The organism is Enterobacter sp. BIDMC 27, from assembly GCF_000534415.1.
GTDB lineage: Bacteria > Pseudomonadota > Gammaproteobacteria > Enterobacterales > Enterobacteriaceae > Enterobacter > Enterobacter hormaechei_C.
The window spans coordinates 462,056-487,684 of sequence record NZ_KI973178.1; the positions used below are offsets into that span (position 1 = coordinate 462,056).

Below are 25,629 nucleotides of genomic sequence, written 5' to 3' on the forward strand. Positions count from 1 at the left end.
GCGGTGGGATGATTATTTGGCGACCGAGGAAGACCCGTCGGCGTGCCACTTAAAGACACCAAACTCAAATCCCTTCAGATCGCCTTTCTCATCCCAGTTCAGCGGCCCAATCACGGTGTTCGCCCCGTGTGCTTTTAAATCTTTCACCAGATCCAGCGGCTCTTTACTGCCGGTACGGTCCAGCGCGGTGGCCAGAGACTGCACGGCCGCGTAGGTGATCCAGACGTACGGACCGCTCGGATCTTTCTTCTGCGCCTTGAGCGCATCCACGATAGCCTTATTCGCCGGATCCTGGTCATAGCGTTTTGGCATCGTCACCAGCATGCCTTCGGCAGAATCGCCCGCGATGTTGGACAGGGAGGCATTACCGACGCCCTCTGGCCCCATAAACTGGGTTTTCAGGCCGGTGGCGCGCGCCTGGCGCAGCATCTGCCCCATTTCCGGGTAGTAGCCGCCGTAGTAAACGAAGTCGATATTCTCTTTTTGCAGGCGGGCGATCAGCGCGGAGAAGTCTTTCTCACCAGCGGTAATGCCGTCGAAGAAGACGATGTTTGCGCCGCCTTTTTTCAGGCCGTCCTGTACGGAACGCGCCAGGCCTTCGCCGTACTGCTGTTTATCATGAATGATGGCGATACGCTGCGGCTTAACGGTTTCGAGGATGTATTTGGCGGCGGTTGGCCCCTGAGAGGAGTCCAGACCGGCGGTACGCATGATGTGCTGGTAGCCGCGCTGGGTCAGTTCCGGGTTGGTGGCACCCGGGGTGATCATCAGAATGCCTTCGTCTTCGTAGATATCAGACGCAGGCTGCGTGGAGGAAGAACACAGGTGCCCGATGACGTACTGGATACCGTCGTTAACGATTTTGTTGGCGACCGCGACGGCCTGTTTAGGATCGCAGGCGTCGTCATACTCCACGCCTACCAGCTTGTCGCCTTTGATGCCGCCTTTGGCGTTGATATCTTTGATGGCCTGACGCGCGCCGTTGAACTCCATGTCACCCCACTGGGCAACAGGGCCGGACATCGCCCCCACTACCGCAACTTTAATGTCGTCTGCCATAGCGGCATGCGAGATCGACAGTGCGACCATCCCCGCGATTAACGTCTTCGCGTTCCTTTTCATCTCTGAATCCCCATTCGTGATGTCATGTTTATATTTTGTTTTATTATGGTTAAAAAGCATTCTGTACTTTTTATGAACAACGCTATTTTTACCAGTGCCTTTAATGGTTTAGCGCAGTTTTTTGTCAAAAACCAGACTAAAATCTCTATTTTTCAGGCGATTAAGCAAAGATAATATTCTGAAATCAGGCGGAGATAAACAAATAAAAGCGCGGTTTGCAGCATAAAATAACGGTACAAAGCGCCGAATAAATCACTGCCCTTCAGGTTAAAATTCTGCTTATTTTTCGATCCATGTGTTTTCAAACTGCCCATCGCGCTGCCAAAAAACTAATCACCTGGTAAATGGGAAGAAAAAGAGAAAGCGCCTGAGCAAATAAATTGAGTACACTGGCCCTACTCTTTTTGATTTGGACAAGCAGCTAATGAAACTGACTATCGTGCGTCTGGTGACCTTTAGCGACCAGGATCGTATCGACCTGGGCAAGATCTGGCCGGAATATTCCCCTTCATCGCTGGCCGTCGATGAAAACCACCGCATCTATGCCGCGCGTTTTAATGAACGTCTGCTGGCCGCCGTCCGCGTAACGCTGAGCGGCACGGAAGGGGCGCTGGACTCCCTGCGCGTGCGCGACGTGACCCGTCGTCGCGGGGTCGGGCAGTATTTGATTGAAGAGGTGATCCGCGAAAACCCGAGCGTAACCTCCTGGTGGATGGCCGACGTGGGCGTAGAGGATCGCGGCGTGATGGCGGCGTTTATGCAGGCGTTAGGGTTTACGGCGCAGGCGAACGGGTGGGAGAAGCGCTAAAAGAAAGCCGGGTGGCGGCTGCGAGGTGCTCATAGTAGGCCCGGTAAGCGAAGCGCCACCGGGCAAAAGAGGGCTGAGCGGGCTGATGCCCTCACCCCGGCCCTCTCCCACGGGGAGAGGGAGAAAACATTAAAAAAGGCAACTTGCGTTGCCTTTTTACGTTTATTTTGCGTCAGTCGCCGTGCCGTTGGCATGCCAGTCAAACACGCCGAACTCGAAGCCCTTCAAATCGCCCTTCTCATCCCAGGACAGCGGCCCCATCACGGTTTCCACCGAGTTCGCTTTCAGCCAGGTGGCAATCTCCGCCGGATCGGCTGACTGGTTCAGGCCCGCTTGCAGAGACTGCAACGCTGCGTAGGTGGTCCAGACGAACGCACCACTTGGATCCTGTTTCTTCGCCTTGATGGCATCGACAACAGGTTTGTTCGCAGGCACCTGGTCGTAGTTCTTCGGTTTGGTCACCAGCAGCCCTTCAGCGGATTCACCCGCGATATTAGACAGGGAAACGTTCGCGACACCTTCTGGCCCCATGAACTGCGTCTTCAGACCCGCCGCACGCGCCTGGCGCAGGATCTGCCCCATTTCCGGGTGGTAGCCGCCGTAGTAAACGAAATCGATATTTTCTTTCTTCAGACGCGCGACCAGGGTCGAGAAGTCTTTCTCACCGGCGGTGATACCGTCAAAGAACACCACGTTGGCGTTCGCTTTTTTCAGGTTATCCTGCACCGCACGGGCCAGGCCTTCGCCGTACTGCTGTTTGTCATGAACAATCGCGATGCGCTGCGGCTTCACTTTTTCCACGATATATTTCGCGGCGGTTGGCCCCTGATCGGAGTCCAGACCGGTGGTACGCAGGATCAGCTTATAGCCGCGCGCGGTCAGCTCTGGCGCCGTCGCGGCCGGCGTGATCATCAGAATGCCTTCGTCTTCGTAGATGTCAGACGCGGGCTGGGTGGAAGAGGAGCACAGGTGACCGATAACGTATTTGATCCCGTCGTTTACCACTTTGTTCGCCACCGCGACCGCCTGTTTCGGGTCACAGGCATCGTCATATTTTACGATTTGCAGCTTTTCGCCCTTGATGCCGCCCTTAGCATTAATGTCTGCAACCGCCTGTTCCGCGCCGGTAAATTCCTGGTCGCCGTACTGTGCTACCGGACCGGACATCGCGCCCACCACGGCCACTTTAATATCGGCCTGGGCCATAGTGCTGAATGCCAACGCGATACATCCTGCCAGTAACGCTTTACCCTTCATGTTCATCCTGAGATTCCCCATTATTATGGTTATAACGATTGTTGTGATGTTGTTGTGTAGCGCTTTATTTCAGTTATAGGCGTGCTGTTCGCGCTTTTTCAGCATACTCTGCTAAAACATACCCCATTTTTATGATTTTGGAATAGCTAATTTGAAATGAAAATATGATAAGCCCAACTGTCATTTCAGCCGGGCTTTTGGCTTTATCGTGTCAGCGAGGCGGAAATAATATCCAGCGCTTTACGGAACTGCACTTCGGGGATGGTGAGCGGGTAGAGGAAGCGAATAACGTTGCCGTAAACGCCGCAGCTCAAAAGCAGCAGCCCTTCGTTCAACGCGCGCTCCTGAACCTGACGGGTAAATTCGGGCGACGGCTGTCCGGTTTGCGGATCGGTAAATTCTACCGCCACCATCGAGCCCTGCCCACGGATATCGGCGATATACGGACAGCCATCCTTCGCTTTATTCAGCACCTCGACCAGATGATGCCCGAGATGCGCCGCGCGGGTGCAGAGATCGTCCTCGTCAATCACATCCAGCACCGCATGGGCCGCCGCAATCGCCAGCGGGTTACCCGCGTAGGTTCCGCCCAGACCGCCCGGGGCGGGCGCATCCATCACCTCCGCCCGGCCAGAGACGGCAGAGAGCGGCATCCCGCCCGCCAGGCTTTTCGCCATGGTGATCAGATCGGGCTTCACGCAGTGGTTTTCCATGGAGAACAGCTTGCCGGTACGAGCGAAGCCGGTTTGCACTTCGTCGGCAATCAGTAAAATCCCGTGGGTATCGCACAGGGCACGCAGCGCCTGCATAAAATCAGTGGGCGCGACGTTGAACCCGCCCTCGCCCTGAACCGGTTCAATAATGATTGCCGCCACCTGATCGGGCGCGATATCGGCTTTGAAGATGCGCTCCAGGCTTTTTAGCGCTTCGGCGGTACTAACCCCGTGCAGGCTGTTGGGGAATTGCGCGTGGTACACCGAGCCGGGGAACGGGCCGAAGCCGAGCTTATAGGGCGCCACTTTGCCGGTCATCGCCATGGTCATAAAGGTACGGCCGTGGAACGCGCCGCCGAAGGTGATAATGCCGGGACGTCTGGTGTACGCGCGGGCGATTTTCACCGCGTTTTCGACCGCTTCCGCCCCCGTTGAGAAGAAGGCGGTTTTGGCTGGCCCCTCTATGGGTACGCGCTGGTTGATGCGCTCGGCAAGCGCCACATAACCTTCATAGGGGACGATTTGATAAGCGGTATGGGTAAAGGCGTGAAGCTGTTTTTCGATGGCGGCGATAACTTTAGGATGGCGATGCCCGGTATTCAGCACGGCGATCCCGGCGGCAAAATCAATATACTCGTTACCTTCCACGTCCCACACCGTGGCGTTTTCGGCTTTATCGGCATAGAAGTTACACATGACGCCGATACCGCGCGGCGTCGCCTGTAAACGCCGGTCGTTCAGTTCGTTATTTTTCACCCTGTCACCCTCTGAAAGTCGCCTGCTTAGCGCATCAGTAAGTGTTTGCCAGGGGGAAGAAATTCGCCAGAGCGGGCGCTAAAAAAACAAAACCCCCGAATTTGCATTCGAGGGTTCTCGGTGTACTTCGCGGAAATTACGCTTCGATAGCGGCGCGAAGTTTTTTCATGGCGTTTTTCTCAAGCTGACGCACACGTTCAGCGGAGACGCCGTAGCGGTCGGCCAGTTCCTGCAACGTGGACTTGTTATCTTCGTCCAGCCAGCGGGCACGAATAATATCCTGGCTACGCTCGTCGAGGCCTTCCATCGCGAAGGTCAGCTTGTTCGCCGCCTGGTCTTCCCAGTTATCCTCTTCAATGCCGTCAGCAAAGTTAGAGGTTTTATCCTGTAGATACAGAACCGGGGCCATCGGCTGGCTGTCGGACGCGTCATCGTCGGCAGACATATCAAACGTCATGTCCTGGGCGGCCATACGGGATTCCATCTCGCGGACGTCTTTGCTGGAAACGCCCAGCTCGCGCGCCACCATTTCCACTTCATCCTGATTGAACCAGCCCAGACGCTGCTTGGTTTTACGCAGGTTGAAGAACAGTTTGCGCTGCGCTTTCGTCGTGGCGACTTTCACAATACGCCAGTTACGCAGGACGTATTCGTGAATTTCCGCTTTGATCCAGTGCACGGCGAAGGAGACGAGTCGCACACCCACTTCCGGGTTAAAGCGACGTACCGCCTTCATCAGGCCAATGTTACCTTCCTGAATCAGGTCCGCCTGCGGCAGGCCGTAGCCCGCATAATTACGAGCAACGTGAACAACAAAGCGCAGGTGAGACAGGATCAGCGTTTTAGCTGCTTCCAGATCGCCCTGGTAATGCAGCTTTTCAGCAAGCTCCTTTTCTTCCTCAGCCGTTAACATCGGCCAGGTGTTCGCAGCCCGGATGTAAGATTCCAGGTTACCAACAGGGGCTAAAGCTAAAGTTTGCATTTCTTTGGTCATTCATTCCTCTCAATGTTTCTTCTGGTCCAGGTTGTCCCCGTCAGGCAACAACCATGCCAAAGCGTTTGAGCAACGAGATTAGCATTCACTCTTTTATCAGACAGTGATTTTATCCACAAGTTCCAGGTGCAACAGTGAATAAATTACGCACAAAATGTGACATGAAGATGATTACAGGGGAAGAGACAACAGGGACGCTTTCCCTGCAAGCGAACATCTCGGTGCAGGGAAAGATTATATCACGCTTTTATTAGTCGGGAGTAAAGTGGCGTAAATGTTGAACCGTTGCCAGCCATGCCGCCACCCAGCCGATCATGGAGCACACCAGCAGCAACAGCAGGCACTCATCGAACCCTAAGCCACTGATATCAAACTTAGTTCCGAAAACCTGCGCCACTTCAGTCACGGCAGACGACAGCCGCATCACCAAAATTTCTGACAATATCAATGAAAGAAATGCACCAGAAAAACCTAATAACGCGCCGCCGTAAAGGAACGGGCGGAGGATGAAACCATCCGTTGCGCCAATCAGTTTCTGCACGTTGATGGTATCGCGACGGGCGAAGATGCTCAGGCGCACGCTATTACCGATGACGAGGAACACCGCCGCCACCATCAGCACGCCGATCATCGCCGACACGCGTCCTACCAGCCCGGTCAGGGCGGCAAGACGGGCAAACCAGCTGTCGTCCATGCGCACTTCATCAATCCCGTTAATGCGGGTAATGCGGTCGCGCAGGGTGTTGAGCGAATCCGTGCCCTGGAAATCGAGTTTCGGGATCACCACCGCCACGGCGGGCAGCGGGTTCTCTTCAAGCATATCCAGCGCGCCGCCGAATCCGGACCAGTTGCGGAACTCACCCAGCGCTTCATCGCGGGAAAGATAGTTCACCTTCTCCACGCCCTGCTCGGCCTGAATCTGCCCCACCACCTGAGCCGCCGCGTTATCGTCGAGGGCTTTATCCAGATAAACGGTGATCTGCGGCGACGGATAGTATTGGGACGCCGCCTGGTTTACGTTTTTGTAAACCATGTAGCAGACGCTGGGCAGCGTCAGGGAGATGGCAATCACCATCACCGTCAGGAACGTCGCCAGCGGTTTGCTTTTCAGATCCTGCAACGCGCCCTGGAAGGCGTACCGCACCTGCTCGTTAAAGACGTTGGTTTTGCGGGAGTTCGGTTTCGGTGCCGCTTTGGCACGCTTAGGCGCATTGCGATTGCCGTCCCCGCCGCCCTGAGGCTTGCGGAAACGGTCAAACCGGTTGCTGAACTGCCGAATCTGGTTCATTGCATCACGCTTATTCACCGTGGCCTCCGTGCAAATGCCCGTCGCTCAGGGTCAGCATGCGGTACGAACGGCGGGAGATCAGCCCCATGTCGTGCGTCGCCATCAGTACCGTGACCCCCACGCGGTTAAATTCCTCAAACAGACGCAGGATCCCTTCAGAGAGGGCATCGTCCAGGTTACCGGTCGGTTCATCCGCCAGCAAAACGGCAGGCTTGTTCACTACCGCGCGGGCGATACCCACGCGCTGCTGCTCACCGCCGGAGAGCTGGATCGGGAAGTTCTTCGCTTTGTCCAGCAGCCCGACCTTATCCAGCGCCGCCGAAACGCGACGGCGGATATCATCGTAACTGGCGCCAGCAATAATCAGCGGGATCGCGACGTTATCGAAAACCGTGCGATCCATCAGCAGGTGGTGATCCTGGAAAATCATGCCAATCTGACGACGCAGGAACGGTACTTCACGGTTCTTAAGACGGCTAATTTCATGGCCGCTGAACCAGATTTTCCCGGCGCTTGGCCGCTCGATCCCACAGATCAGCTTGAGCAGGGTACTTTTCCCCGCGCCGGAATGGCCGGTCAGGAATGCCATCTCGCCTGGCTGGAGGTGGAATGTCACCCCCTGTAGCGCTTGTCTCCCGCCGAGATAGGCCTTGCTGACGTGTTCAAAGCGAATCATTGTTAGTCCTCTCGGGCAAATAGTGCCTCAATAAAGTCGTCCGCTTTAAACGGACGTAAATCCTCAATACGCTCGCCCACACCGATGTAACGGATAGGAATGCCGAACTGGTCGGCCACGGAGAAGATCACCCCGCCTTTCGCGGTCCCGTCCAGCTTGGTCAGCGCGATCCCGGTCAGTCCTACCGCTTCATGGAACAGTTTCGCCTGGCTGATGGCGTTCTGTCCGGTGCTGGCGTCGATAGTCAGCATAATTTCATGCGGTGCATCTTCGTCCAGCTTCTTCATGACGCGAACGATTTTCTTCAGCTCTTCCATCAGGTGCGATTTGTTCTGCAAACGCCCTGCGGTATCCGCAATCAGCACGTCCACGTTACGCGACTTCGCCGCCTGGATGGCATCGAAAATCACGGACGCGGAATCCGCGCCGGTGTGCTGAGCAATAACCGGAATATTGTTGCGCTGGCCCCACACCTGAAGCTGTTCCACCGCTGCCGCACGGAAGGTATCGCCCGCCGCCAGCATCACCGATTTGCCCTGCTGCTCAAACTGGCGCGCCAGCTTGCCGATGGTGGTGGTTTTGCCCACGCCGTTGACGCCAACCATCAGGATAACAAACGGCATTTTGCCTTCAATATTAAGCGGTTCGTCAACTTTTGCGAGAATTTCACCCATCTCGTCTTTCAGCAGGCCGTACAGCGCCTCGGCGTCACGCAGCTGTTTGCGGCTCGCCCCTTCGGTCAGGTTGGCGATGATCTTCCGGGTGGTTTCCACGCCCACGTCCGCAATCAGCAGCTGCTCTTCCAGCTCCTCAAACAGATCGTCGTCGATCTTTTTGCCGCGGAACAGACTGATAAATCCGGAACCTAAGTTTTCTTTGGTTTTGAGCAGGCTGCGCTTCAGGCGCGCAAAGAAACCTTCTTTGGTCGGTTTTTCCTGCTCCTGAACGATCTCTTCTTCGGCCTGCGCTTCCACCGGCACGACGATGACCGCTTCTTCAGCCGCTTCCGCCGCCAGCGCCTGGGCTTCCAGCTCTTCGTCGGTCAGCTCTGGCTCAAGGGCCGCTTCTTCTTCCACCGCCTCAACAATTTCAACGGTTTCCGCTTCGGCCTGCCACTCTTCGGCAGAAACCTCTTCAGCTTTCACCTCTTCCGGCAGCGGCAGCTCTTCGTGTTCGATAGTGGCCTGCGGCGCTTCGTTAAGGGTTTCAACGATAACCGGCTCTGGTTTTTCGCTCTCCTGAACCTGTTCAGTAACCTCAACCACCTCTTCGGCAAAGGATTCAATCTCTTCTTTGCTGTGGGCTGGCTCTTCCGCTTCGACAACCGCAGCGGTTTCGACAGGCGTTTCAGGCTGTGACGGCTCTTCTACAACCTGCTGTTCTTCGGTTTTCTGTTCTGTTTCTTGCTCTTTTTCACCGAAACCCAACCAGGAAAAGAAGCCACGTTTTTTTTGTTTTGCCATCTGCGACTACACTCCTCGCGGCGCTATATACAGGGAAGCTAAAAAAATGATGAAATAGTCTAACACTTTACTTAATTGACATCACCGCCCGCAATCGCAGGGCAATGGTTAACAGAGCTTTCCTGAGATGAAGAAACCCACCCGCGCCCCGGCCGGTCAAATTCGCATTATCGGCGGTCAGTGGCGAGGCCGGAAATTACCGGTGCCGGACAGCCCCGGTTTACGCCCCACCACGGACCGCGTTCGCGAGACGCTGTTTAACTGGCTCGCCCCGTCTATGGTAGACGCCAACTGCCTGGACTGCTTCGCCGGAAGCGGTGCATTGGGGCTGGAAGCGCTGTCGCGTTATGCCGCCAGCGCCACGCTGCTGGAGATGGAGCGCGGCGTCGCGCAGACGTTGCAGCAAAATCTGGCTACGCTAAAGGCAACCAACGCGAAAGTGGTGAATACCAACACGCTGAGCTTCCTCGCCCAACAGGGGACGCCGTTCAACGTGGTGTTTGTTGACCCGCCGTTCCGTAAAGGGCTGCTGGAAGAGACATTATCGTTGCTGGAAAAAAATGGCTGGCTGGCAGACGACGCGCTGATTTACGTTGAAAGCGAAGTGGAAAATGGCCTGCCGCCCGTTCCCGTTCACTGGGATCTGCACCGCGAGAAGGTCGCCGGCCAGGTGGCTTATCGTCTGTATCACCGTCAGGCACAAGGAGGATCCGATGCCAGTACTGATTAACGTAGGGCGCGTGCTGATGCTGGGCGTCTGGGCATTTTTGATTTTGAATCTGGTGCACCCGTTCCCGCGTCCGCTGAATATCTTTATTAACGTGGCGCTGATTTTTACCGCGTTCATGCATGCCTTGCAGATGGTGATGCTGAAAAACGGCCTGCCGAAAGATGGCCCACCGATGACCGGCTGGCAGCAGCTGCGGGTGTTTATTTTCGGCGTGTTTGAGCTGCTGGTGTGGATGAAGAAGTTTAAGGCGCAGGTGAAGAAGTAGGCCCCTCACCCTAACCCTCTCCCAAGGGGAGAGGGGATGATTACACCCTCTCCCCTTGGGAGAGGGCCGGGGTGAGGGGAAAATTACAGCTCCGGTTCAAATCCTTCAAACCGCGACCCTTTGTAGCTCAGCGTGCCTTTCTCCCCCACCGTCAACTGGTGGTACTGCTGCGCCTCCAGGCGGAAGGTCATCTCCAGCCCGCCGGTTTCCGGCTTAAAGCTCGCTTCATAGCGTATCGTTGTGCCCGCAGGCGTCACCTGCTGCTGGCGGGAGCGGCGGTCGTTAAGCGGTTTCTCACGCTTGTTCGTCACCACCACGCGCTTTTGCATCAGCGGCGCGGCGTCATTGTCGGCCTTCTCACGGCGCTGCTGCACGAAGCGAAACGAGGCGGCAATGACGATAATCGCCACCACGATAATGAAAAACAGCGGCATCTTGCTCATTGAAAAATCCCATCAGATTATGCGGAATTCAGGATACCTCGCCTGCCCCGGCATTGCCAAACGCCCGCTCGCGTCACTACACTGGATCAGGAACTGATCATTCAGCCTCAACAGTTACAGGGAGTTAATATGCTTTGGTCATTTATCGCTGTCTGTTTTTCCGCATGGCTTTACGTCGATGCGTCTTACCGTGGCCCAGCCTGGCAGCGCTGGTTGTTTAAACCCGTCACGCTATTACTCCTGCTGTTGCTTGCCTGGCAGGCCCCGATGTTTAACGCCGTTAGCTATCTTGTCCTCGCGGGGCTGTGTGCTTCCCTGATTGGCGATGCCTTAACCCTGCTGCCACGCCAGCGCCTGCTGTACGCCGTGGGGGCATTCTTCCTGTCGCATCTGCTCTATACCATCTACTTTGCCAGCCAGATGACGCTCTCCTTCTTCTGGCCGCTGCCGCTGGTGCTGCTGGTGATTGGCGCCCTGCTGATCGCGGTGATCTGGTCGCGTCTGGAAGAGATGCGTCTCCCGGTCTGTACGTTTATCGCCATGACGCTGGTGATGGTGTGGCTGGCGGGCGAGCTGTGGTTCTTCCGTCCGACCGCTCCGGCAATGTCTGCGTTCTTCGGTGCCGCACTGTTGCTGTTGGGTAATATCGTCTGGCTGGGCAGCCACTATCGTCGCCGCTTCCGTGCGGATAATGCGATTTCCGCCGCCTGTTACTTTGCCGGACACTTCCTGATTGTGCGTTCGCTGTATATCTAAATAACGCTTGACTCTGGAGTCGACTCCAGAGTGTATGCTGCGGTTAATGAGAAAATTATCATTACCGGAGACTGCCATGTCGACTCCAGAAATACCTAAAAAAGTTCCCCAATTCTCGGCACTTAAGCTCAGCCCGGTTCCGCCAAAAGAGGACTGCTGCTGCGAGGGCGCGTGCGAAACCCGGACCGAAGCGCTGCCTGAAAACGGCAATCACTATAGCTGGGTGGTCAACGGCATGGACTGCGCGGCCTGCGCCCGCAAAGTGGAAAATGCGGTGAAGCAGGTGCCGGGTGTGAAACACGTTCAGGTGCTGTTCGCTACCGAAAAGCTGCTGGTCAGCGCCGAAAACGACGTCAGCAGACAGGTTGAAGCCGCCGTCAGCAAAGCGGGTTATACCCTGCGCAGCGAAACGGCGCCCGCAGAAAAAACGTCCCCGCTAAAAGAAAATCTGCCGCTCATTACCCTCATCATCATGATGGCCCTGAGCTGGGGGCTGGAGCAAATCAACCACCCGTTCGGCAACCTGGCGTTTATCGCCACCACGCTGGTTGGCCTGTTCCCGATTGCGCGTCAGGCGCTGCGTCTGATGAGAAGCGGCAGCTGGTTTGCCATCGAAACGCTGATGAGCGTGGCGGCTATCGGGGCGCTGTTTATTGGCGCGACGGCGGAAGCGGCCATGGTGCTGCTGCTGTTCTTAATTGGCGAACGCCTTGAGGGCTGGGCGGCGAGCCGGGCGCGTAAAGGGGTGAGCGCGCTGATGGCGCTGAAGCCGGAAACCGCCACGCGGGTTATTCATGGTCAGCGTGAAACGGTCGCCATCAATACCCTGCGCCCGGGCGACGTGATTGAAGTGCCCGCAGGCGGACGTCTGCCAGCCGATGGGACCCTCATTACCGCCACCGCGAGCTTTGACGAAAGCGCCCTGACCGGGGAATCCATCCCGGTAGCGCGCGCGGCAGGTGAAAAGGTGCCTGCGGGCGCCACCAGCGTCGACCGACTGGTGCTGCTGACGGTCCTTTCCGAACCGGGCGACAGCGCCATCGACCGCATCCTCAGGCTGATAGAAGAAGCCGAGGAGCGCCGCGCGCCGGTAGAACGCTTTATCGATCGCTTCAGCCGGATTTACACCCCCTCCATCATGCTGGTGGCGCTGCTGGTCACCGTCGTCCCGCCGCTGTTCTTCGGCGCGCCGTGGGAGGGCTGGATTTACAAAGGGCTGACGCTGCTGCTGATCGGCTGTCCGTGTGCGCTGGTGATCTCCACCCCGGCGGCGATTACCTCAGGGCTGGCGGCGGCGGCACGTCGCGGGGCGCTGATTAAGGGCGGCGCGGCGCTGGAACAGCTGAGCCAGGTTCAGCACATCGCCTTCGATAAAACCGGCACGCTGACCGTCGGCAAGCCGCAGGTGACCGGCGTGTATCCGCAGGACATCAGTGAAGACGCCCTGCTGACGCTGGCCGCTGCCGTGGAGCAGGGCTCCACCCACCCGCTGGCGCAGGCGATTGTGCGTGAAGCGAAGGGGCGCGGGCTGACCATCCCTCCGGCAACCGCCCAGCGAGCGCTGGTCGGGTCAGGGATTGAGGCTGTGGTCGAAGGCAAAAAAGTGCTAATCGCCGCGGCAGGCGCGTTCCCTAATCCACAGGTTGAGGCATTAGAGCAGGCCGGGCAGACGGTCGTTGCCGTGATGCAGGACGGTGTACCGATGGGCATGCTGGCGCTGCGCGACACCCTGCGTGACGATGCGAAAGACGCCGTCGACGCGCTGCACAGGCTGGGGGTACAGGGCGTGATCCTGACCGGGGATAACCCGCGCGCGGCGGCGGCGATTGCCGGCGAGCTGGGGCTGGAGTTTAAGGCCGGATTGTTGCCTGCGGATAAAGTCAGCGCGGTAACCGAGCTGAACGGTCATGCCCCGCTGGCGATGGTCGGGGACGGGATAAACGACGCCCCGGCAATGAAGGCTTCCACCATCGGCATTGCGATGGGCAGCGGCACCGACGTGGCGCTGGAGACCGCCGACGCGGCGCTGACGCACAACCGCCTGACCGGGCTGGCGCAGATGATAGATCTTGCGCGGGCGACGCGGGCTAATATTCGGCAGAACATCGGCATTGCGCTGGGTCTGAAGGGGATTTTCCTGGTCACCACGCTGCTCGGCATGACCGGACTGTGGCTGGCGGTACTGGCGGATACGGGGGCGACGGTGCTGGTTACGGCGAACGCGTTGCGGCTGTTGCGCCGTCGGTAAAAATGCCCGGTGGCGGCTACGCCTTACCGGGCCTACAACATCTCTGAACCGTAACCGTAGGCCGGGTAAGGCGTAGCCGCCACCCGGCATAAAACGGCGTCACTGCATCCCTAGCACCCCCGGCAACCACAATGATATCGCCGGGATGTATGTCACCATCCCCAGCACTACCAGCAACATACCGTAAAACGGCAGCATCGCCCGCACCACGTGCTCGATCTTCTGCTTACTCACCGCGCTCGCCACGAACAGCACCGACCCGACCGGCGGCGTGATCAGCCCAATCCCCAGGTTCACCATCATGATCATTCCGAAATGCACCGGATCGATCCCCAGCGAGTTGGTCACCGGCAGCAGTACCGGGGTCAGGATCAGGATGATCGGCGCCATGTCCATTAGCGTGCCAATCAACAGCAGCATGATATTGAGGTACATGAGGATCACGTATTTGTTATCGGAGAGCGACGTGAAGAATTCGGTGATGCGCATCGGCAGCTGCATGTAGGTCATTACCGCGCCAAACGCCGCGGCAAAGCCAATCAAAATCATCACGATGGTGACGGTTTTCACCGTGCGACACATCAGCTTCGGCAGTTCATTCCACTTGTAATCGCGGTAAATGAACATGGTGACGAAGAACGCCCACAGGCAGGCCACGGCGGCAGATTCGGTCGCCGTGAAGATCCCGGACAAGATCCCGCCGAGGATAATCACCACCGTCATCAGCCCCCACAGGGCATCGAGCATGATTTTCAGCGCCTGCCTGAACGGGATTTTGTCCCCCTTCGGATAGCCGCGCTTGCGGGCGAAGCACAGGCAGAGCACCATCAGGCTCACGCCCAGCAGCAGGCCCGGCAGCACGCCCGCGATAAACAGCGTGGCGATGGAGACCGTTCCCCCCGCCGCCAGGGAGTAAATCACCGAGTTGTGGCTGGGCGGGATCAGGATCGCCTGCACCGACCCGCTGGCCGTCACCGCCGCCGCGTATTCGCGCGGATAGCCCTTCTTCTCCATCTCCGGGATCATCACGCTGCCGATAGACGCCGTATCCGCCACCGACGAGCCGGAAATCGCGCCGAAGAACGTTGATGCCACGATGTTCACCAGCGACAGCCCGCCGCGTATAAAGCCGACAAAAACGTACGCGAAGTTAACCAGCCGTCGGGCAATGCCCCCTTCCGCCATGATCGCCCCGGCAAGAATGAAGAACGGGATCGCCAGCAGGGTAAATTTATTCACCCCGCTGGTGATCTGGATCATCAGCGCCTCCAGCGGCAGGTCAATCCACAGCGCGCCCGCCACGGCGCTTAAGCCGACGGCGAAGGCCACCGGCATCCCCAGCGCCAGCAAAATGGCGAGGGTGAATAACAAAACAAACGCATCCATTGTTCACCCCTTAACTGTGATTGCCGATCAGCACGACCGGACGGTTTTCCTGCGAGCCAAACAGCAGGCGTTCAAGCACAAACAGGATCAAAATGGCCGACCCGACAGGCAGCGGCAGATAGCTTTCGCCGGAGGTCAGGAGCGGAAACTCCGCCACCGGCTGCTCCCACAGCTCGACGCACAGCCAGTAGCTGTACCAGCACATCAGGCCTGAAATCAGTAGCATCAGCAGATCCACCACCCGCGCGCACACTCTTTGCAGCGACGCGGGCAGGCGGTCGGTGAGCATGTTGACCGCAATATGCGACCCGGCGCGGTAGCTCACCGCCGCGCCGATAAAGGTAAACGTCACCATGCAGATAATGGCGATCGGCTCCGGCCAGGATTCGCCGCGATTGAGCACATAGCGAGAGAAGATGCCAATGGGGATCACAATCGTCATCACCAGTAGCGAGAGACCCGCCAGCACCATGGCGAGCAGGTACAGACGGTCCATCCACTTCAGGTAGAGTTCGGACATACGTACTCCGGCTTACTGAACGTCAGCGATGGCTTTCATCAGATCCTGATGCTTGTCGCCATACTGCGCGCGCACCGGCTCTGTCGCCTTGATAAACACCGTTTTATCGATGTCGTGGAACTGCACCCCACCGGCCTTCATTTTTGCCAGCGCCTGGTCGTTATACGCATTCCACAGCTTGCGCTGCTCGAACTGCGCTTCGCGAGCCAGCGTCAGGATCTTTTGCTGTTCGTCAGCGCTCAGTTTGTCCCATTTCACTTTGGAGTAGAGCAGCATTTCCGGGGTGATGAAGTGGCCGCTCAGCGTGTAGTTTTTGGCGACAGGCATGTAGTTGTGGGCGATAAAGGTTGGCGGGTTGTTCTCCGCGCCGTCGATCACCCCGGTCTGCATGCCGCTGTAAACCTCGCTGACGCCCATCGCCACCGAGTTTGCCCCCATCGCTTTCAGCGTGGCCAGCGCCACCGGGCTGCCCTGCACGCGGATTTTCTTCCCTTTCAGATCGTCCGGTTTGACGATCGGCTCTTTGGTGATCAGGTTACGGGTGCCGGAGTCCATCCAGCCAAGAAAGACCAGACGCGATTTCGGGTTGGCGGTGAGTTTGTCGCCAATCTGCTTGCCGATATCCCCGTCGATCACCTTGTGCATGTGGTCTTCATCGCGGAATACGTAGGGCAGCGTAAACACTTCGATATCCGGCAGGATGGCGGCCACCGGCGCCATAGAGACGCGGATCATGTCGATCGCCCCCATCTGCGCCTGCTCAATCATCTGCTTTTCATCCCCCAGCACGCCGCCGGGGAAGACCTTAATCTCCAGCTTGCCATCGGTTTGTTGTTTGAGTTTTTCACCCATGTGCTGAACCGCCACCACGTTCGGGTAGCCTTCGGGATGCACATCGGCGGCTTTAATGGTCTGGGCAGAAACGGTGCAGGCGAAAGCAGACAGACACAGCGCGGCCAGTAACGGCTTGAGGGTCGTTTTCATTGAGTCAACTCCAGGGTAGTGAGATAAGCGTTAAAACGATGTTTTAGTTTTTGACGCTTAAAAATTAGACTACGGCTGGAAAAGGGAGGGTGAAGCGCCTCACAAAAAGCGCGAAATTTTGAAACGATGGTTCGAAATTGTGATGGGTACTTGTCGGGTGGCGGCTGCGCCTTACCCGACCTACTACACCCGTAGGCCCGTGCAAGCGAAGCGCCGCCGGGCGTCAGGCCGCACTTACCCCTTACGAATCAAATACCGGTACGGCAAGGTCTCGGTTTGCTGCGCCACCAGTTCATGTTCCATAAAGGTACAAAAGCCGGGGATATCACGGGTGGTAGCCGGGTCATCGGCGACGATCAGCAGCGTTTCGCCACTCTGCATGTTACGGACGGTTTTACGCACCATCATTACCGGCTCCGGGCAACGGAGGCCCTGAGCATCAAGCGTGTGGTCTGGGCTGGAAAACAGGTCGGTCATTTTCTTCTCGTTCAGGTAAAAACGGCTGTAGTTTACGCCCCGCTATCGCCAATGCAAACCAGGTTAACGATTGCGTGAAAATTAGCCATTGCAAAGTGTCGTCAAAGCAGTATCATGCGGCGGCTTTATTGGGTTCCCTCACCCCAAATATTAATCAAAAAGGTACAATATGAACTCCTTTACACAATCGCAGCGCGTCAAGGCGTTGTTCTGGCTTTCGCTATTTCATCTGCTGGTGATCATCTCCAGTAACTATCTGGTACAGCTCCCCATCTCCATTTTTGGTTTCCATACCACCTGGGGCGCGTTCAGTTTCCCGTTTATTTTCCTCGCGACGGATTTAACCGTGCGTATTTTTGGCGCACCGCTGGCGCGGCGGATTATTTTTGCGGTGATGATCCCGGCACTGTTTGTCTCCTACGCCATCTCCTCGCTGTTTTACATGGGCAGCTGGCAGGGCTTCGAAGCGCTGACGCACTTCAACCTGTTCGTCGCGCGTATTGCCACCGCCAGCTTTATGGCTTATGCCCTGGGGCAGATCCTCGATGTCCACGTGTTTAACCGCCTGCGTCAAAACCATCGCTGGTGGATGGCACCAACGGCCTCCACGCTGTTCGGTAACGTGAGCGATACGCTGGCCTTCTTCTTCATCGCCTTCTGGCGCAGCCCGGACGCCTTCATGGCAGAACACTGGATGGAAATCGCTCTGGTGGACTACGCCTTTAAGGTGCTTATCAGCCTGGTCTTCTTCCTGCCGATGTACGGCGTACTGTTGAATATGCTGCTGAAAAGGCTGGCAGATAAATCTGAAATCTCCGCATTGCAGGCAGGTTAAGGGTTCGCTTTATCAGTTGTGATAAGATGAACGAATGAGCCGTTATGGCCGTTTATCGAAAGGAAGAAGTCAATGCGCAATCTGGTTAAATATGTCGGGATTGGCCTGCTGGTTGTTGGCCTTGCAGCCTGTGATAACAGCGACACCAAAACGCCTGCTCAGGGCGCGTCAGCAGAAAGCAACGCCACCGGTCAGCCGGTGAGCCTGATGGATGGCAAACTCAGTTTCTCTCTGCCTGCGGACATGACCGACCAGAGCGGTAAGCTGGGTACCCAGGCGAACAATATGCACGTCTATTCCGATGCCACCGGCCAAAAAGCGGTGATTGTGATCGTCGGTGACGATACCAGCGAAGATCTTGGCGTGCTGGCCAAACGCCTGGAAGATCAGCAGCGCAGCCGCGACCCGCAGCTTCAGGTGGTCACCAACAAGTCTGTTGAACTGAAAGGCCACACGCTGCAACAGCTGGACAGCATCATCTCTGCCAAAGGCCAGACCGCCTACTCCTCCGTGGTGCTCGGCAAGGTGGACAATAAACTGCTGACCATGCAGATCACCCTGCCGGCAGACAATCAGCAGAAAGCGCAGACCGCCGCTGAAAACATCATTAACACCCTCGTGATCCAGTAATCGTTCACCAGGATGCCGTGGCCTCCGTCGCTTGCGCCGGGGGCCATTTTTTTGCCACGACTTTCAGACTAACACGCCAGACGAAGCCCATCCGGCGCACTACAATTAACACGCCCCCCGGAAAAAGGAATTCTTATGACTGCCAGCCCGCCCGACAAAGCCGGACTTCATATTTTATTAAAACTTGCCTGCCTGGTGGTTATCCTTGCGGGTATCCACGCGGCGGCGGATATCATTGTTCAGCTTCTGCTGGCGCTGTTTTTCGCCATTGTGCTCAACCCGCTGGTGACATGGTTTTTACGCCGGGGCATCAGCCGCCCGGTCGCGATTACCATTGTGGTGATGGTGATGCTGGTTGTCCTGACGGCGCTGTTCGGCGTGCTCGCCGCCTCGCTGAGCGAATTTTCCACCATGCTGCCGCAGTACAATAAAGAGCTGACGCGCAAGCTGGTCGATCTTCAGCGCATGTTGCCGTTCGTGAATCTGCATATCTCACCGGAACGGATGCTGCGTCGGATGGATTCCGAGAAGGTGATGACCTACGCCACCACGTTGATGACCGGGCTTTCCGGGGCAATGGCCAGCATTCTGCTGCTGGTGATGACGGTGGTGTTTATGCTGTTCGAAGTACGCCACGTGCCGTATAAACTGCGTTTTGCCCTGAACAATCCTCAGATCCACATTGCCGGCTTGCACCGTGCGCTGAAGGGCGTATCCAAATATCTGGCGCTGAAAACGCTGTTAAGCCTGTGGACCGGCGTGATCGTCTGGCTGGGGCTGGTACTGCTGGACGTGCAGTTCGCGCTGATGTGGGGCGTGCTGGCCTTTTTACTAAACTACGTACCCAATATCGGCGCGGTGCTTTCCGCCGTTCCGCCGATGATCCAGGCGTTCCTGTTTAACGGTTTTTATGAGTGCATGCTGGTAGGGGCGCTGTTCCTTGTCGTGCATATGGTGCTGGGTAACATTCTTGAGCCGCGCATGATGGGCCACCGTCTGGGCATGTCGACGATGGTGGTGTTTTTATCGTTACTGATCTGGGGATGGCTGCTGGGTCCGGTGGGCATGCTGCTCTCCGTGCCGCTCACCAGCGTCTGTAAAATCTGGATGGAAACCACGAAAGGAGGCAGTAAACTCGCCATTCTTCTGGGTCCGGGTCGGCCAAAAAGCCGTTTGCCGGGATAACCGGGTGGAAAGGGTCAAAAGTGACGTTTATTCGCCAGCGCGACGACAACATTGTACGATGTGCGCAGCAAATCGCGCTGGCGAAGAAAAAGTCACAGAAACAGGTTTATCGCGGACGCGCGTAGATGAAATTTACACTTACCCTTATCGACTGGCAGGCAAGAGCGCCAGGACTCAGCGATGCCGACGAATGGCAGGCATGGTCACGCCGGTCTGACGCCATCGATCCCGCTGCACCGCTGGCGAAACTGACCGATCTGCCGATGATGACCGCCCGCCGCCTGAATTCAGGCAGCAGGCTGGCCGTCGATCTTGGCCTGATGATGCTGCGCAAACACCGCATCGATGCCGTCGTCTACAGTAGCCGTCATGGGGAGCTGGAGCGCAATTTCCGTATTCTCCAGACCCTGGCGGCAGAACAGCCCGTTTCCCCCACCGATTTTGCCATGTCGGTACACAACTCGGCGGTCGGCAATCTCACTATCGCCGCGCGTCAGCCTGTTGTCTCTTCGTCGGTTTCCGCCGGTATGGATACCTTCCAGCAGAGCTTGTGCGACGTGCTGAGCCTGCTGCATGCGGGCTACTCCCGCGTGTTGCTGGTGGATTTCGACGGTCTGCTGCCTGATTTTTATCACGCCGGGCTGCCGCCGCAGATGCCCGTCTGGCCCTACGCGCTGGCGCTGGTGATTGAGGCGGGAAATACGCTCAGCTGTGAAACGCACGTCAACCGCACGCCTGAAGAGCCCGCGCTGCCGCAAAGCCTCCAGTTCCTGCGCCATTACCTGCGGGACGAGCGCCAGTTTACCCTGCCGGGCGAGCGCCTGCTGTGGCAATGGACGCGCCAATGAGAGGGTTACGTTCCCGCCTCGATCGGATATGGCGGATGCTGATGACCGGATTGTGCTTCGTCCTGTTCGGCCTCGGCGGGCTGACGCTGTCGCTGGTGTGGTTTAACCTGCTGCTGATTTTCCAGCGCGACCGCACTCAACGTCGCCGCCTGGCACGCCGCACTATTTCTGCCAGTTTTCGCCTGTTCCTCGCGGTGGTACGCGGTGCAGGGGTACTGGATTACCGTTTCAACAACCTGGACGTTCTGCGCGCCGAGCGGGGCTGTCTGGTGATTGCGAATCATCCCTCGCTGCTGGACTACGTTCTGCTGGCGTCGGTGATGAACGAAACCGACTGTCTGGTGAAAAGCGCGTTGCTGCGTAACCCGTTCGTCAGCGGCGTGATCCGCGCGGCTGACTATCTGATTAACAGCGAAGCCGACACGCTGCTTGCCGCAAGCCAGCAGCGTCTGGCCCAGGGCGACACCCTGCTTATCTTCCCTGAAGGCACCCGCACCCGGGTGGGGGAAGCCATGACCCTGCAACGTGGGGCGGCGAATATCGCCGTTCGCTGCAACAGCGCCGTGCGCGTGGTGGTGATCCACTGTAGCGAACGGATGCTTGATAAACAGAGCAGCTGGTATAACGTGCCCCCCAACAAACCTGTTTTCACCGTGGATGTTCGCGAACGCATCAACATTCATGATTTTTATGATGCGAGTCAGCACGAACCCGCGCTGGCAGCAAGGCAGTTAAACCGGCATATGCAGCATCAGTTAACAACCGGTCTTCAATCTTTGTCAGGAACGAAAGATGCAAGCGCTCTATCTTGAAATTAAGAATCTCATTATCTCTACGCTGAATCTGGAAGAACTTACCCCAGAGGATATTGATACAGACGCCGCGCTCTTTGGCGACGGCCTCGGTCTGGACTCAATCGACGCCCTTGAGCTGGGGCTGGCGGTAAAAAATCAGTACGGCGTAGTGCTTTCTGCCGAAAGTGACGAGATGCGTCAGCACTTCTATTCCGTTGCCACGCTCGCGGCTTTTATCCATCAACAACGCGCCTGAGAATGACCGCTATGACAGAACAACAAACGATTTATCAGGAAGTCTCTGCGCTTCTTATTACGCTGTTTGAAATCGCCCCGGAGGATATTACCCCTGAGGCACGTCTTTACGAGGATCTGGACCTCGACAGCATTGATGCCGTCGATATGGTGGTGCACCTGCAAAAGAAAACGGGCCATAAAATCAAGCCTGAAACCTTCAAAGCGGTGCGCACGGTGCAGGACGTCGTGGACGTTGTGGAACAGCTTCAGCGCGACGCGTAACGTGCGTTCGATTCCAGTTCTTCCCGCCCTGACGGGGCTGATGCTGCTGGCATGGCCGTTTTTGATCGGCTTCGGGCTGGCGAATAATAGCCTGCACGGGATACTGCCCGTGATGGCGCTGGTGCTGCTGTTGCGCGTCTGCCAGGCCCGTCGGCAGGGCGGCCCCCTGCGTTATCTGTTCGTGAGCGTGGCGCTGGCTGGCATAGCGCTTTGCGCGGCGAGCTACGTCCTGCACGCTCACCAGTGGGTGCTGTTATATCCGGTGGTGGTGAATCTGGTGATGCTGGTGGTGTTTGGCGGTTCGCTGTGGACGGCAATGCCTGTCGTTGAACGGCTGGCGCGCCTGCGTGAACCGGATCTCTCCCCCGTCGGGGTACGTTACACGCGCCGGGTTACCCAGGTCTGGTGCGGCTTTTTTATTATCAACGGGGCGATCGCGCTGTTTACCGTATTACACGCCGATATCCGTCTGTGGACGCTGTGGAATGGGATGATTGCCTATCTCCTGATGGGCACGCTGATGGCTGGCGAGTGGGTGGTGCGACAACGGGCGATGAAAAACGATGCTTAACCCTCTTCCGCTTAGCCAGTGGCTCAGTGCGCCCCGCCCTGACGACACCCCTGTCGCCTGGCAGGACGACCATCTCTGGACGCTTGGCGATCTGCGCCACGACGTCACTCAGTTGGTCGACACGCTGCGTCGTGAAGATGGCGAACGCTGGGCGTTGTGCATCGAAAACGGTTATCTGTTTATTGTCGCGCTGCTGGCGACGCTGCATGCGGGTAAAACGCCGGTCCTCCCCGGGCACAGCCGGGCGGCGCAGCTTAACGAACAGCGGGCGCTGTTCAGCGGCGTCCTGAGCGACACCACGCTCGATTTTCAGGGGCGACAGCTGCGGGTGGCTTCCGCGCAGCGGGCAGGCCATCCCTTTTCACCGCTGCCAGCCATCGGTGAGACGCGCACGATCGAGCTTTACACCTCCGGCTCGACCGGCACGCCGCAGCGGGTAAGTAAGCCGGTGGTCAGCCTTGATCGTGAGGCTCGTCTGCTGGCGGCGCATTTTGGCGAGCGTCTGGCGGGCTGTCACGTCGTGGCTTCCGTGGTGCTGCACCACCTGTATGGCCTGACGTTTCGTGTTGTCTTACCCATGGCGCTCGGCCTGCCGCTGCATGCCAGCCTGCTCAACTATGCCGAGCAGCTCTCTGCCCTTCCCGACGATAAACGCTACCTTTTCATCAGCAGTCCGGCGTTTCTCAAGCGGCTGGACGCGTCGCTGACGCCGCCCCCCGTCAACCTGCTCGTCTCCGCCGGCGGCGCGCTGCCCTGGCAGGAGGTCGCCGCGGTTCAGGCCTGGCTCAACGTCTGGCCGGATGAAATATACGGCAGCACGGAAACGGGCGTAATGGCCTGGCGCTACCGTCAGGAGGAAAGCACGCGCTGGCAGCCTTTTCCCGGCGTGACGTTTCACGGCGATCGCGTGACGTCGCCGCTGATCCCCGAGGCGGAGGGAATCGTGCTGGATGATATCCTGCACTTCACGGCTGACGGGCAGTTCAGCCTCGTCGGGCGTCGTGGTCGGGTGGTCAAAATTGAAGATAAGCGCATTTCACTCGATGACATTGAGCACCGCCTGCTGGCGCTGGACGGCATCCGCGAGGCCGCCGCGCTGACGGTGACGCGCGGCGGGCGTCAGGGCATTGGCGTATTGCTGGTGCTGAATGAAGCGGTGCGTCAGCAACACGAACAGAGCAAAACAGCGCAGGAGCTCGCCTGGCGACGCGCCCTTCGCCCCTGGCTTGAACCGGTTGCCGTACCGCGCTACTGGCGGATCGTTGATGAAATCCCGGTCAACAGCATGAACAAGCGCGTGACTGCGCAGCTACAGGAGTTGTTTCATGAAGATCCCTGAAATCGGGCGCCTCCAGCCCGATCCACAGCATCTGGAGATAACCTTTTATCTTGATCCTGACCTGCTCTGGTTTAAGGGACATTTCGCCGTACAGCCGCTGCTGCCGGGCGTGGCGCAGCTCGACTGGGTGATGCATTACGCCGCCGCGCTGGCGTCGGGCTACCGTTTTCACAGTATTCAGAACGTGAAGTTCGCCGCCCCGCTGTTGCCGGAGAACACGGTCACGCTGCTCCTTGCCTGGCAGCCTGAACGCCAGTTGCTGACCTTTAGCTACCAGCGCCATGCGGGTAACGAGCGCCACACCGCCAGCAGCGGGAAGATTCGCTTATGTCAGTAACCTTCCGTCCCTGCGTGCTGATCCCCTGCTACAACCACGGGGCGATGATGGCTTCGGTGCTGGCGCGCCTGGCACCTTTCGATCTGCCCTGTCTGGTGGTGGACGACGGCAGCGATGAAACCACGCGCCGCACGCTTGAAGCGCTGGCGGCGGATCGTCCGCAGATGACACTGCTGCGGCTGGCCGAAAACAGCGGCAAAGGCGCGGCGGTGATGCAGGGGCTGAAAGCCTGCGCCGATCGCGGCTTCACCCACGCCGTTCAGGTGGACGCTGACGGCCAGCACGCTATCGAGGACATTCCCAAACTGCTGGCGCTGGCCGGGCGTCATCCCGATGCGCTCATTTCCGGGCAGCCCGTTTACGATGACTCAATCCCCCGTTCGCGCCTGTACGGGCGCTGGATAACGCACGTCTGGGTCTGGATTGAAACCCTCTCCCTGCAACTGAAAGACAGTATGTGCGGGTTTCGCGTTTACCCGATAGCCCCGGTTCTGCGCCTTGCAGCAACCACGCCGCTCGGCAGGCGAATGGATTTTGATACCGAAGTGATGGTGCGCCTCTACTGGCAGGGCAACACCAGCTATTTTCTGCCCACCCGCGTAACCTATCCGCCGGACGGGGTATCCCATTTCGATGCCCTGAAAGACAACGTGCGCATCTCGTTGATGCATACCCGTCTGTTTCTCGGCATGCTGCCGCGCATTCCTTCCCTGCTGATGCGTCGCCGCTCACAGCACTGGGCGCAGCAGCAGGAGGTAAAAGGATTATGGGGCATGCGCCTGATGCTGCGCGTCTGGCAGTTGCTGGGGCGTAAGGCGTTTACCGCCCTGCTGTGGCCGGTTACCGCCGTCTACTGGCTGACCGCCCGCTCTGCGCGTCAGGCGTCGCAGCAGTGGCTGGCGCGGGTTAAAACGGTGATGGCACAGCGGCAAATGCCGCAACCCGCGCGGCTTAACAGTTTTTCCCACTTCCTGCGCTTCGGTCATGCCATGCTGAATAAAGTGGCCAGCTGGCGCGGCGAAATGAAACTCCATCGCGATCTGGTCTTTGCGCCAGGCGCGCAGGAGGCGCTGGGGCTCGACGATCCTCAGGGCAAACTGCTGCTCGCGTCGCATCTTGGCGATGTGGAAGCCTGTCGGGCGCTGGTCCAGCGCGAAGGGGCAAAAACCATCAACGCGCTGGTCTTTAGCGACAACGCCAGACGCTTTAAGCAGGTGATGGAGGAGATGGCACCGCAGGCGGGCATTCACCTGATGCCGGTCACCGACATTGGCCCGGAGACTGCCATCCTCATTAAAGAGAAGCTGGATCGCGGCGAATGGGTGGCGATCGTGGGCGATCGCATCGCCGTCACCCCGCAGCGCGGCGGTAGCTGGCGGGTGATATGGAGCGAATTTATGGGCCAGCCCGCGCCGTTCCCGCAGGGGCCATTTATCCTGGCGTCCATTTTGCGCTGCCCGGTGGTGCTGATTTTTGCCCTCTGTCAGCAGGGAAAGCTGACCCTGCACTGCGAGCCGTTTGCCGACCCGCTGCTGCTGCCGCGCGGCGAACGCCAGCAGGCGCTACAGCAGACCGTCGACCGCTATGCGCAGCGGCTGGAGCATTACGCGCTCTTGTCGCCGCTCGACTGGTTTAATTTTTTCGATTTCTGGCAGCTGCCAGAGGTCAACGAGAAGGAGTAAAGG

Annotated in this window: 28 protein-coding genes; 16 read left to right on the forward strand and 12 right to left on the reverse strand. The window is 57.9% G+C overall.

Going from position 1 to position 25,629, the window contains the following annotated elements; all coding sequences use genetic code 11:
- Window positions 1–12: 12 nt before the first annotated feature.
- A complete protein-coding gene (gene livK, locus L463_RS20180) occupies window positions 13–1,122 on the reverse strand; it encodes a high-affinity branched-chain amino acid ABC transporter substrate-binding protein LivK (RefSeq protein WP_023295547.1) in 1,110 nt (369 codons plus the stop codon).
- A 424-nt stretch (window positions 1,123–1,546) separates the two neighbouring features.
- On the opposite strand from livK, the gene panM reads away from it, so the two are divergent.
- A complete protein-coding gene (panM, locus tag L463_RS20175) occupies window positions 1,547–1,930 on the forward strand; it encodes an aspartate 1-decarboxylase autocleavage activator PanM (RefSeq protein ID WP_015571473.1) in 384 nt (127 codons plus the stop codon).
- 162 nt (window positions 1,931–2,092) lie between these two features.
- Here the strand turns inward: panM and livJ are convergent, their stop codons facing one another.
- From livJ to ftsY, 6 genes are all read right to left on the reverse strand, one after another.
- Entirely contained in the window at window positions 2,093–3,193 is a 1,101-nt protein-coding gene (livJ, locus tag L463_RS20170; protein ID WP_015571474.1) for a branched chain amino acid ABC transporter substrate-binding protein LivJ, read from the reverse strand.
- 197 nt (window positions 3,194–3,390) lie between these two features.
- Window positions 3,391–4,656: a 4-aminobutyrate--2-oxoglutarate transaminase gene (locus tag L463_RS20165; protein WP_032103641.1), complete on the reverse strand. Its 1,266-nt coding sequence runs from the start codon at window positions 4,654–4,656 to the stop codon at window positions 3,391–3,393.
- A 136-nt stretch (window positions 4,657–4,792) separates the two neighbouring features.
- On the reverse strand, window positions 4,793–5,650 hold the full coding sequence (rpoH, locus tag L463_RS20160) for an RNA polymerase sigma factor RpoH (RefSeq protein ID WP_000159624.1): 858 nt from the start codon (window positions 5,648–5,650) through the stop codon (window positions 4,793–4,795).
- A 250-nt stretch (window positions 5,651–5,900) separates the two neighbouring features.
- Window positions 5,901–6,956, reverse strand: coding sequence for a permease-like cell division protein FtsX (ftsX, locus tag L463_RS20155; protein WP_017384126.1), 1,056 nt, complete (start codon window positions 6,954–6,956; stop codon window positions 5,901–5,903).
- Window positions 6,949–7,614, reverse strand: a complete 666-nt coding sequence (gene ftsE / locus L463_RS20150; protein ID WP_006812284.1) for a cell division ATP-binding protein FtsE — start codon at window positions 7,612–7,614, stop codon at window positions 6,949–6,951. The genes ftsX and ftsE overlap by 8 nt, the downstream gene beginning before the upstream one ends.
- A 2-nt stretch (window positions 7,615–7,616) precedes the next feature.
- On the reverse strand, window positions 7,617–9,077 hold the full coding sequence (gene ftsY, locus L463_RS20145) for a signal recognition particle-docking protein FtsY (protein WP_015571476.1): 1,461 nt from the start codon (window positions 9,075–9,077) through the stop codon (window positions 7,617–7,619).
- 127 nt (window positions 9,078–9,204) lie between these two features.
- Here ftsY and rsmD point away from each other — a divergent pair, with 127 nt between their 5' ends.
- Both rsmD and L463_RS20135 read left to right on the forward strand, forming a co-directional pair.
- Window positions 9,205–9,807 carry a 16S rRNA (guanine(966)-N(2))-methyltransferase gene (gene rsmD / locus L463_RS20140; RefSeq protein ID WP_015571477.1) on the forward strand — a complete coding sequence of 201 codons (603 nt, stop codon included), beginning with the start codon at window positions 9,205–9,207 and terminating at the stop codon, window positions 9,805–9,807.
- On the forward strand, window positions 9,791–10,072 hold the full coding sequence (locus L463_RS20135) for a DUF1145 family protein (protein WP_015571478.1): 282 nt from the start codon (window positions 9,791–9,793) through the stop codon (window positions 10,070–10,072). The genes rsmD and L463_RS20135 overlap by 17 nt, the downstream gene beginning before the upstream one ends.
- Before the next feature lie 83 nt (window positions 10,073–10,155).
- Here L463_RS20135 and L463_RS20130 read toward each other — a convergent pair whose 3' ends face one another.
- On the reverse strand, window positions 10,156–10,515 hold the full coding sequence (locus L463_RS20130) for a DUF2500 domain-containing protein (protein ID WP_032103644.1): 360 nt from the start codon (window positions 10,513–10,515) through the stop codon (window positions 10,156–10,158).
- A gap of 129 nt (window positions 10,516–10,644) precedes the next feature.
- Between L463_RS20130 and L463_RS20125 the strand changes: the two genes are divergently transcribed.
- Window positions 10,645–11,271: a lysoplasmalogenase gene (locus L463_RS20125; RefSeq protein WP_003861515.1), complete on the forward strand. Its 627-nt coding sequence runs from the start codon at window positions 10,645–10,647 to the stop codon at window positions 11,269–11,271.
- A gap of 76 nt (window positions 11,272–11,347) precedes the next feature.
- Window positions 11,348–13,519, forward strand: coding sequence for a Zn(II)/Cd(II)/Pb(II) translocating P-type ATPase ZntA (gene zntA, locus L463_RS20120; protein ID WP_032103646.1), 2,172 nt, complete (start codon window positions 11,348–11,350; stop codon window positions 13,517–13,519).
- A 99-nt stretch (window positions 13,520–13,618) separates the two neighbouring features.
- On the opposite strand, the gene L463_RS20115 is transcribed toward zntA, so the two are convergent.
- From L463_RS20115 to tusA, 4 genes are all read right to left on the reverse strand, one after another.
- Window positions 13,619–14,905: a TRAP transporter large permease gene (locus L463_RS20115; protein WP_015571481.1), complete on the reverse strand. Its 1,287-nt coding sequence runs from the start codon at window positions 14,903–14,905 to the stop codon at window positions 13,619–13,621.
- A gap of 10 nt (window positions 14,906–14,915) precedes the next feature.
- Window positions 14,916–15,425, reverse strand: a complete 510-nt coding sequence (locus L463_RS20110; RefSeq protein ID WP_032103648.1) for a TRAP transporter small permease — start codon at window positions 15,423–15,425, stop codon at window positions 14,916–14,918.
- A 12-nt stretch (window positions 15,426–15,437) separates the two neighbouring features.
- Window positions 15,438–16,409, reverse strand: a complete 972-nt coding sequence (locus L463_RS20105) for a TRAP transporter substrate-binding protein (RefSeq protein ID WP_032103649.1) — start codon at window positions 16,407–16,409, stop codon at window positions 15,438–15,440.
- 234 nt (window positions 16,410–16,643) lie between these two features.
- Entirely contained in the window at window positions 16,644–16,886 is a 243-nt protein-coding gene (gene tusA, locus L463_RS20100; protein ID WP_000130627.1) for a sulfurtransferase TusA, read from the reverse strand.
- 169 nt (window positions 16,887–17,055) lie between these two features.
- On the opposite strand from tusA, the gene L463_RS20095 reads away from it, so the two are divergent.
- The 11 genes from L463_RS20095 (at window position 17,056) to L463_RS20045 (ending at window position 25,626) form a co-directional block, all read left to right on the forward strand.
- Window positions 17,056–17,721 (forward strand): 7-cyano-7-deazaguanine/7-aminomethyl-7-deazaguanine transporter, encoded by a 666-nt coding sequence (locus L463_RS20095; protein ID WP_003861274.1) that lies wholly within the window; start codon window positions 17,056–17,058, stop codon window positions 17,719–17,721.
- A 72-nt stretch (window positions 17,722–17,793) separates the two neighbouring features.
- On the forward strand, window positions 17,794–18,351 hold the full coding sequence (locus L463_RS20090) for a DcrB family lipoprotein (protein WP_003861272.1): 558 nt from the start codon (window positions 17,794–17,796) through the stop codon (window positions 18,349–18,351).
- A 135-nt stretch (window positions 18,352–18,486) separates the two neighbouring features.
- Window positions 18,487–19,536: an AI-2E family transporter gene (locus tag L463_RS20085; protein WP_003861270.1), complete on the forward strand. Its 1,050-nt coding sequence runs from the start codon at window positions 18,487–18,489 to the stop codon at window positions 19,534–19,536.
- A gap of 125 nt (window positions 19,537–19,661) precedes the next feature.
- Window positions 19,662–20,384, forward strand: coding sequence for a beta-ketoacyl synthase chain length factor (locus L463_RS20080; RefSeq protein ID WP_032103650.1), 723 nt, complete (start codon window positions 19,662–19,664; stop codon window positions 20,382–20,384).
- Window positions 20,381–21,196, forward strand: coding sequence for a lysophospholipid acyltransferase family protein (locus tag L463_RS20075; RefSeq protein ID WP_023304568.1), 816 nt, complete (start codon window positions 20,381–20,383; stop codon window positions 21,194–21,196). The genes L463_RS20080 and L463_RS20075 overlap by 4 nt, the downstream gene beginning before the upstream one ends.
- Window positions 21,177–21,434 carry a phosphopantetheine-binding protein gene (locus L463_RS20070; RefSeq protein ID WP_003861263.1) on the forward strand — a complete coding sequence of 86 codons (258 nt, stop codon included), beginning with the start codon at window positions 21,177–21,179 and terminating at the stop codon, window positions 21,432–21,434. Before L463_RS20075 ends, L463_RS20070 begins: the two co-directional genes overlap by 20 nt.
- A gap of 11 nt (window positions 21,435–21,445) precedes the next feature.
- Window positions 21,446–21,697: an acyl carrier protein gene (locus tag L463_RS20065; RefSeq protein WP_003861262.1), complete on the forward strand. Its 252-nt coding sequence runs from the start codon at window positions 21,446–21,448 to the stop codon at window positions 21,695–21,697.
- Entirely contained in the window at window positions 21,669–22,268 is a 600-nt protein-coding gene (locus L463_RS20060; RefSeq protein ID WP_023304569.1) for a COG4648 family protein, read from the forward strand. Before L463_RS20065 ends, L463_RS20060 begins: the two co-directional genes overlap by 29 nt.
- Window positions 22,261–23,607: an AMP-binding protein gene (locus L463_RS20055; RefSeq protein WP_032104194.1), complete on the forward strand. Its 1,347-nt coding sequence runs from the start codon at window positions 22,261–22,263 to the stop codon at window positions 23,605–23,607. Before L463_RS20060 ends, L463_RS20055 begins: the two co-directional genes overlap by 8 nt.
- Window positions 23,594–23,944, forward strand: a complete 351-nt coding sequence (locus L463_RS20050; protein WP_017693835.1) for an ApeI family dehydratase — start codon at window positions 23,594–23,596, stop codon at window positions 23,942–23,944. Before L463_RS20055 ends, L463_RS20050 begins: the two co-directional genes overlap by 14 nt.
- Window positions 23,935–25,626 carry a glycosyltransferase family 2 protein gene (locus L463_RS20045; protein ID WP_032104193.1) on the forward strand — a complete coding sequence of 564 codons (1,692 nt, stop codon included), beginning with the start codon at window positions 23,935–23,937 and terminating at the stop codon, window positions 25,624–25,626. Before L463_RS20050 ends, L463_RS20045 begins: the two co-directional genes overlap by 10 nt.
- Window positions 25,627–25,629: the final 3 nt, after the last annotated feature.

Coding starts and splice junctions, on each gene's coding strand:
- livK (WP_023295547.1), bottom strand. CDS start 1,122: ATGAAAAGGAACGCGAAGACGTTAATCGCGGGGATGGTCGCACTGTCG.
- panM (WP_015571473.1), top strand. CDS start 1,547: ATGAAACTGACTATCGTGCGTCTGGTGACCTTTAGCGACCAGGATCGT.
- livJ (WP_015571474.1), bottom strand. CDS start 3,193: ATGAACATGAAGGGTAAAGCGTTACTGGCAGGATGTATCGCGTTGGCA.
- rpoH (WP_000159624.1), bottom strand. CDS start 5,650: ATGACCAAAGAAATGCAAACTTTAGCTTTAGCCCCTGTTGGTAACCTG.
- ftsE (WP_006812284.1), bottom strand. CDS start 7,614: ATGATTCGCTTTGAACACGTCAGCAAGGCCTATCTCGGCGGGAGACAA.
- ftsY (WP_015571476.1), bottom strand. CDS start 9,077: ATGGCAAAACAAAAAAAACGTGGCTTCTTTTCCTGGTTGGGTTTCGGT.
- rsmD (WP_015571477.1), top strand. CDS start 9,205: ATGAAGAAACCCACCCGCGCCCCGGCCGGTCAAATTCGCATTATCGGC.
- L463_RS20135 (WP_015571478.1), top strand. CDS start 9,791: ATGCCAGTACTGATTAACGTAGGGCGCGTGCTGATGCTGGGCGTCTGG.
- L463_RS20130 (WP_032103644.1), bottom strand. CDS start 10,515: ATGAGCAAGATGCCGCTGTTTTTCATTATCGTGGTGGCGATTATCGTC.
- L463_RS20125 (WP_003861515.1), top strand. CDS start 10,645: ATGCTTTGGTCATTTATCGCTGTCTGTTTTTCCGCATGGCTTTACGTC.
- zntA (WP_032103646.1), top strand. CDS start 11,348: ATGTCGACTCCAGAAATACCTAAAAAAGTTCCCCAATTCTCGGCACTT.
- L463_RS20115 (WP_015571481.1), bottom strand. CDS start 14,905: ATGGATGCGTTTGTTTTGTTATTCACCCTCGCCATTTTGCTGGCGCTG.
- L463_RS20110 (WP_032103648.1), bottom strand. CDS start 15,425: ATGTCCGAACTCTACCTGAAGTGGATGGACCGTCTGTACCTGCTCGCC.
- L463_RS20105 (WP_032103649.1), bottom strand. CDS start 16,409: ATGAAAACGACCCTCAAGCCGTTACTGGCCGCGCTGTGTCTGTCTGCT.
- tusA (WP_000130627.1), bottom strand. CDS start 16,886: ATGACCGACCTGTTTTCCAGCCCAGACCACACGCTTGATGCTCAGGGC.
- L463_RS20095 (WP_003861274.1), top strand. CDS start 17,056: ATGAACTCCTTTACACAATCGCAGCGCGTCAAGGCGTTGTTCTGGCTT.
- L463_RS20090 (WP_003861272.1), top strand. CDS start 17,794: ATGCGCAATCTGGTTAAATATGTCGGGATTGGCCTGCTGGTTGTTGGC.
- L463_RS20085 (WP_003861270.1), top strand. CDS start 18,487: ATGACTGCCAGCCCGCCCGACAAAGCCGGACTTCATATTTTATTAAAA.
- L463_RS20080 (WP_032103650.1), top strand. CDS start 19,662: ATGAAATTTACACTTACCCTTATCGACTGGCAGGCAAGAGCGCCAGGA.
- L463_RS20075 (WP_023304568.1), top strand. CDS start 20,381: ATGAGAGGGTTACGTTCCCGCCTCGATCGGATATGGCGGATGCTGATG.
- L463_RS20070 (WP_003861263.1), top strand. CDS start 21,177: ATGCAAGCGCTCTATCTTGAAATTAAGAATCTCATTATCTCTACGCTG.
- L463_RS20065 (WP_003861262.1), top strand. CDS start 21,446: ATGACAGAACAACAAACGATTTATCAGGAAGTCTCTGCGCTTCTTATT.
- L463_RS20055 (WP_032104194.1), top strand. CDS start 22,261: ATGCTTAACCCTCTTCCGCTTAGCCAGTGGCTCAGTGCGCCCCGCCCT.
- L463_RS20050 (WP_017693835.1), top strand. CDS start 23,594: ATGAAGATCCCTGAAATCGGGCGCCTCCAGCCCGATCCACAGCATCTG.
- L463_RS20045 (WP_032104193.1), top strand. CDS start 23,935: ATGTCAGTAACCTTCCGTCCCTGCGTGCTGATCCCCTGCTACAACCAC.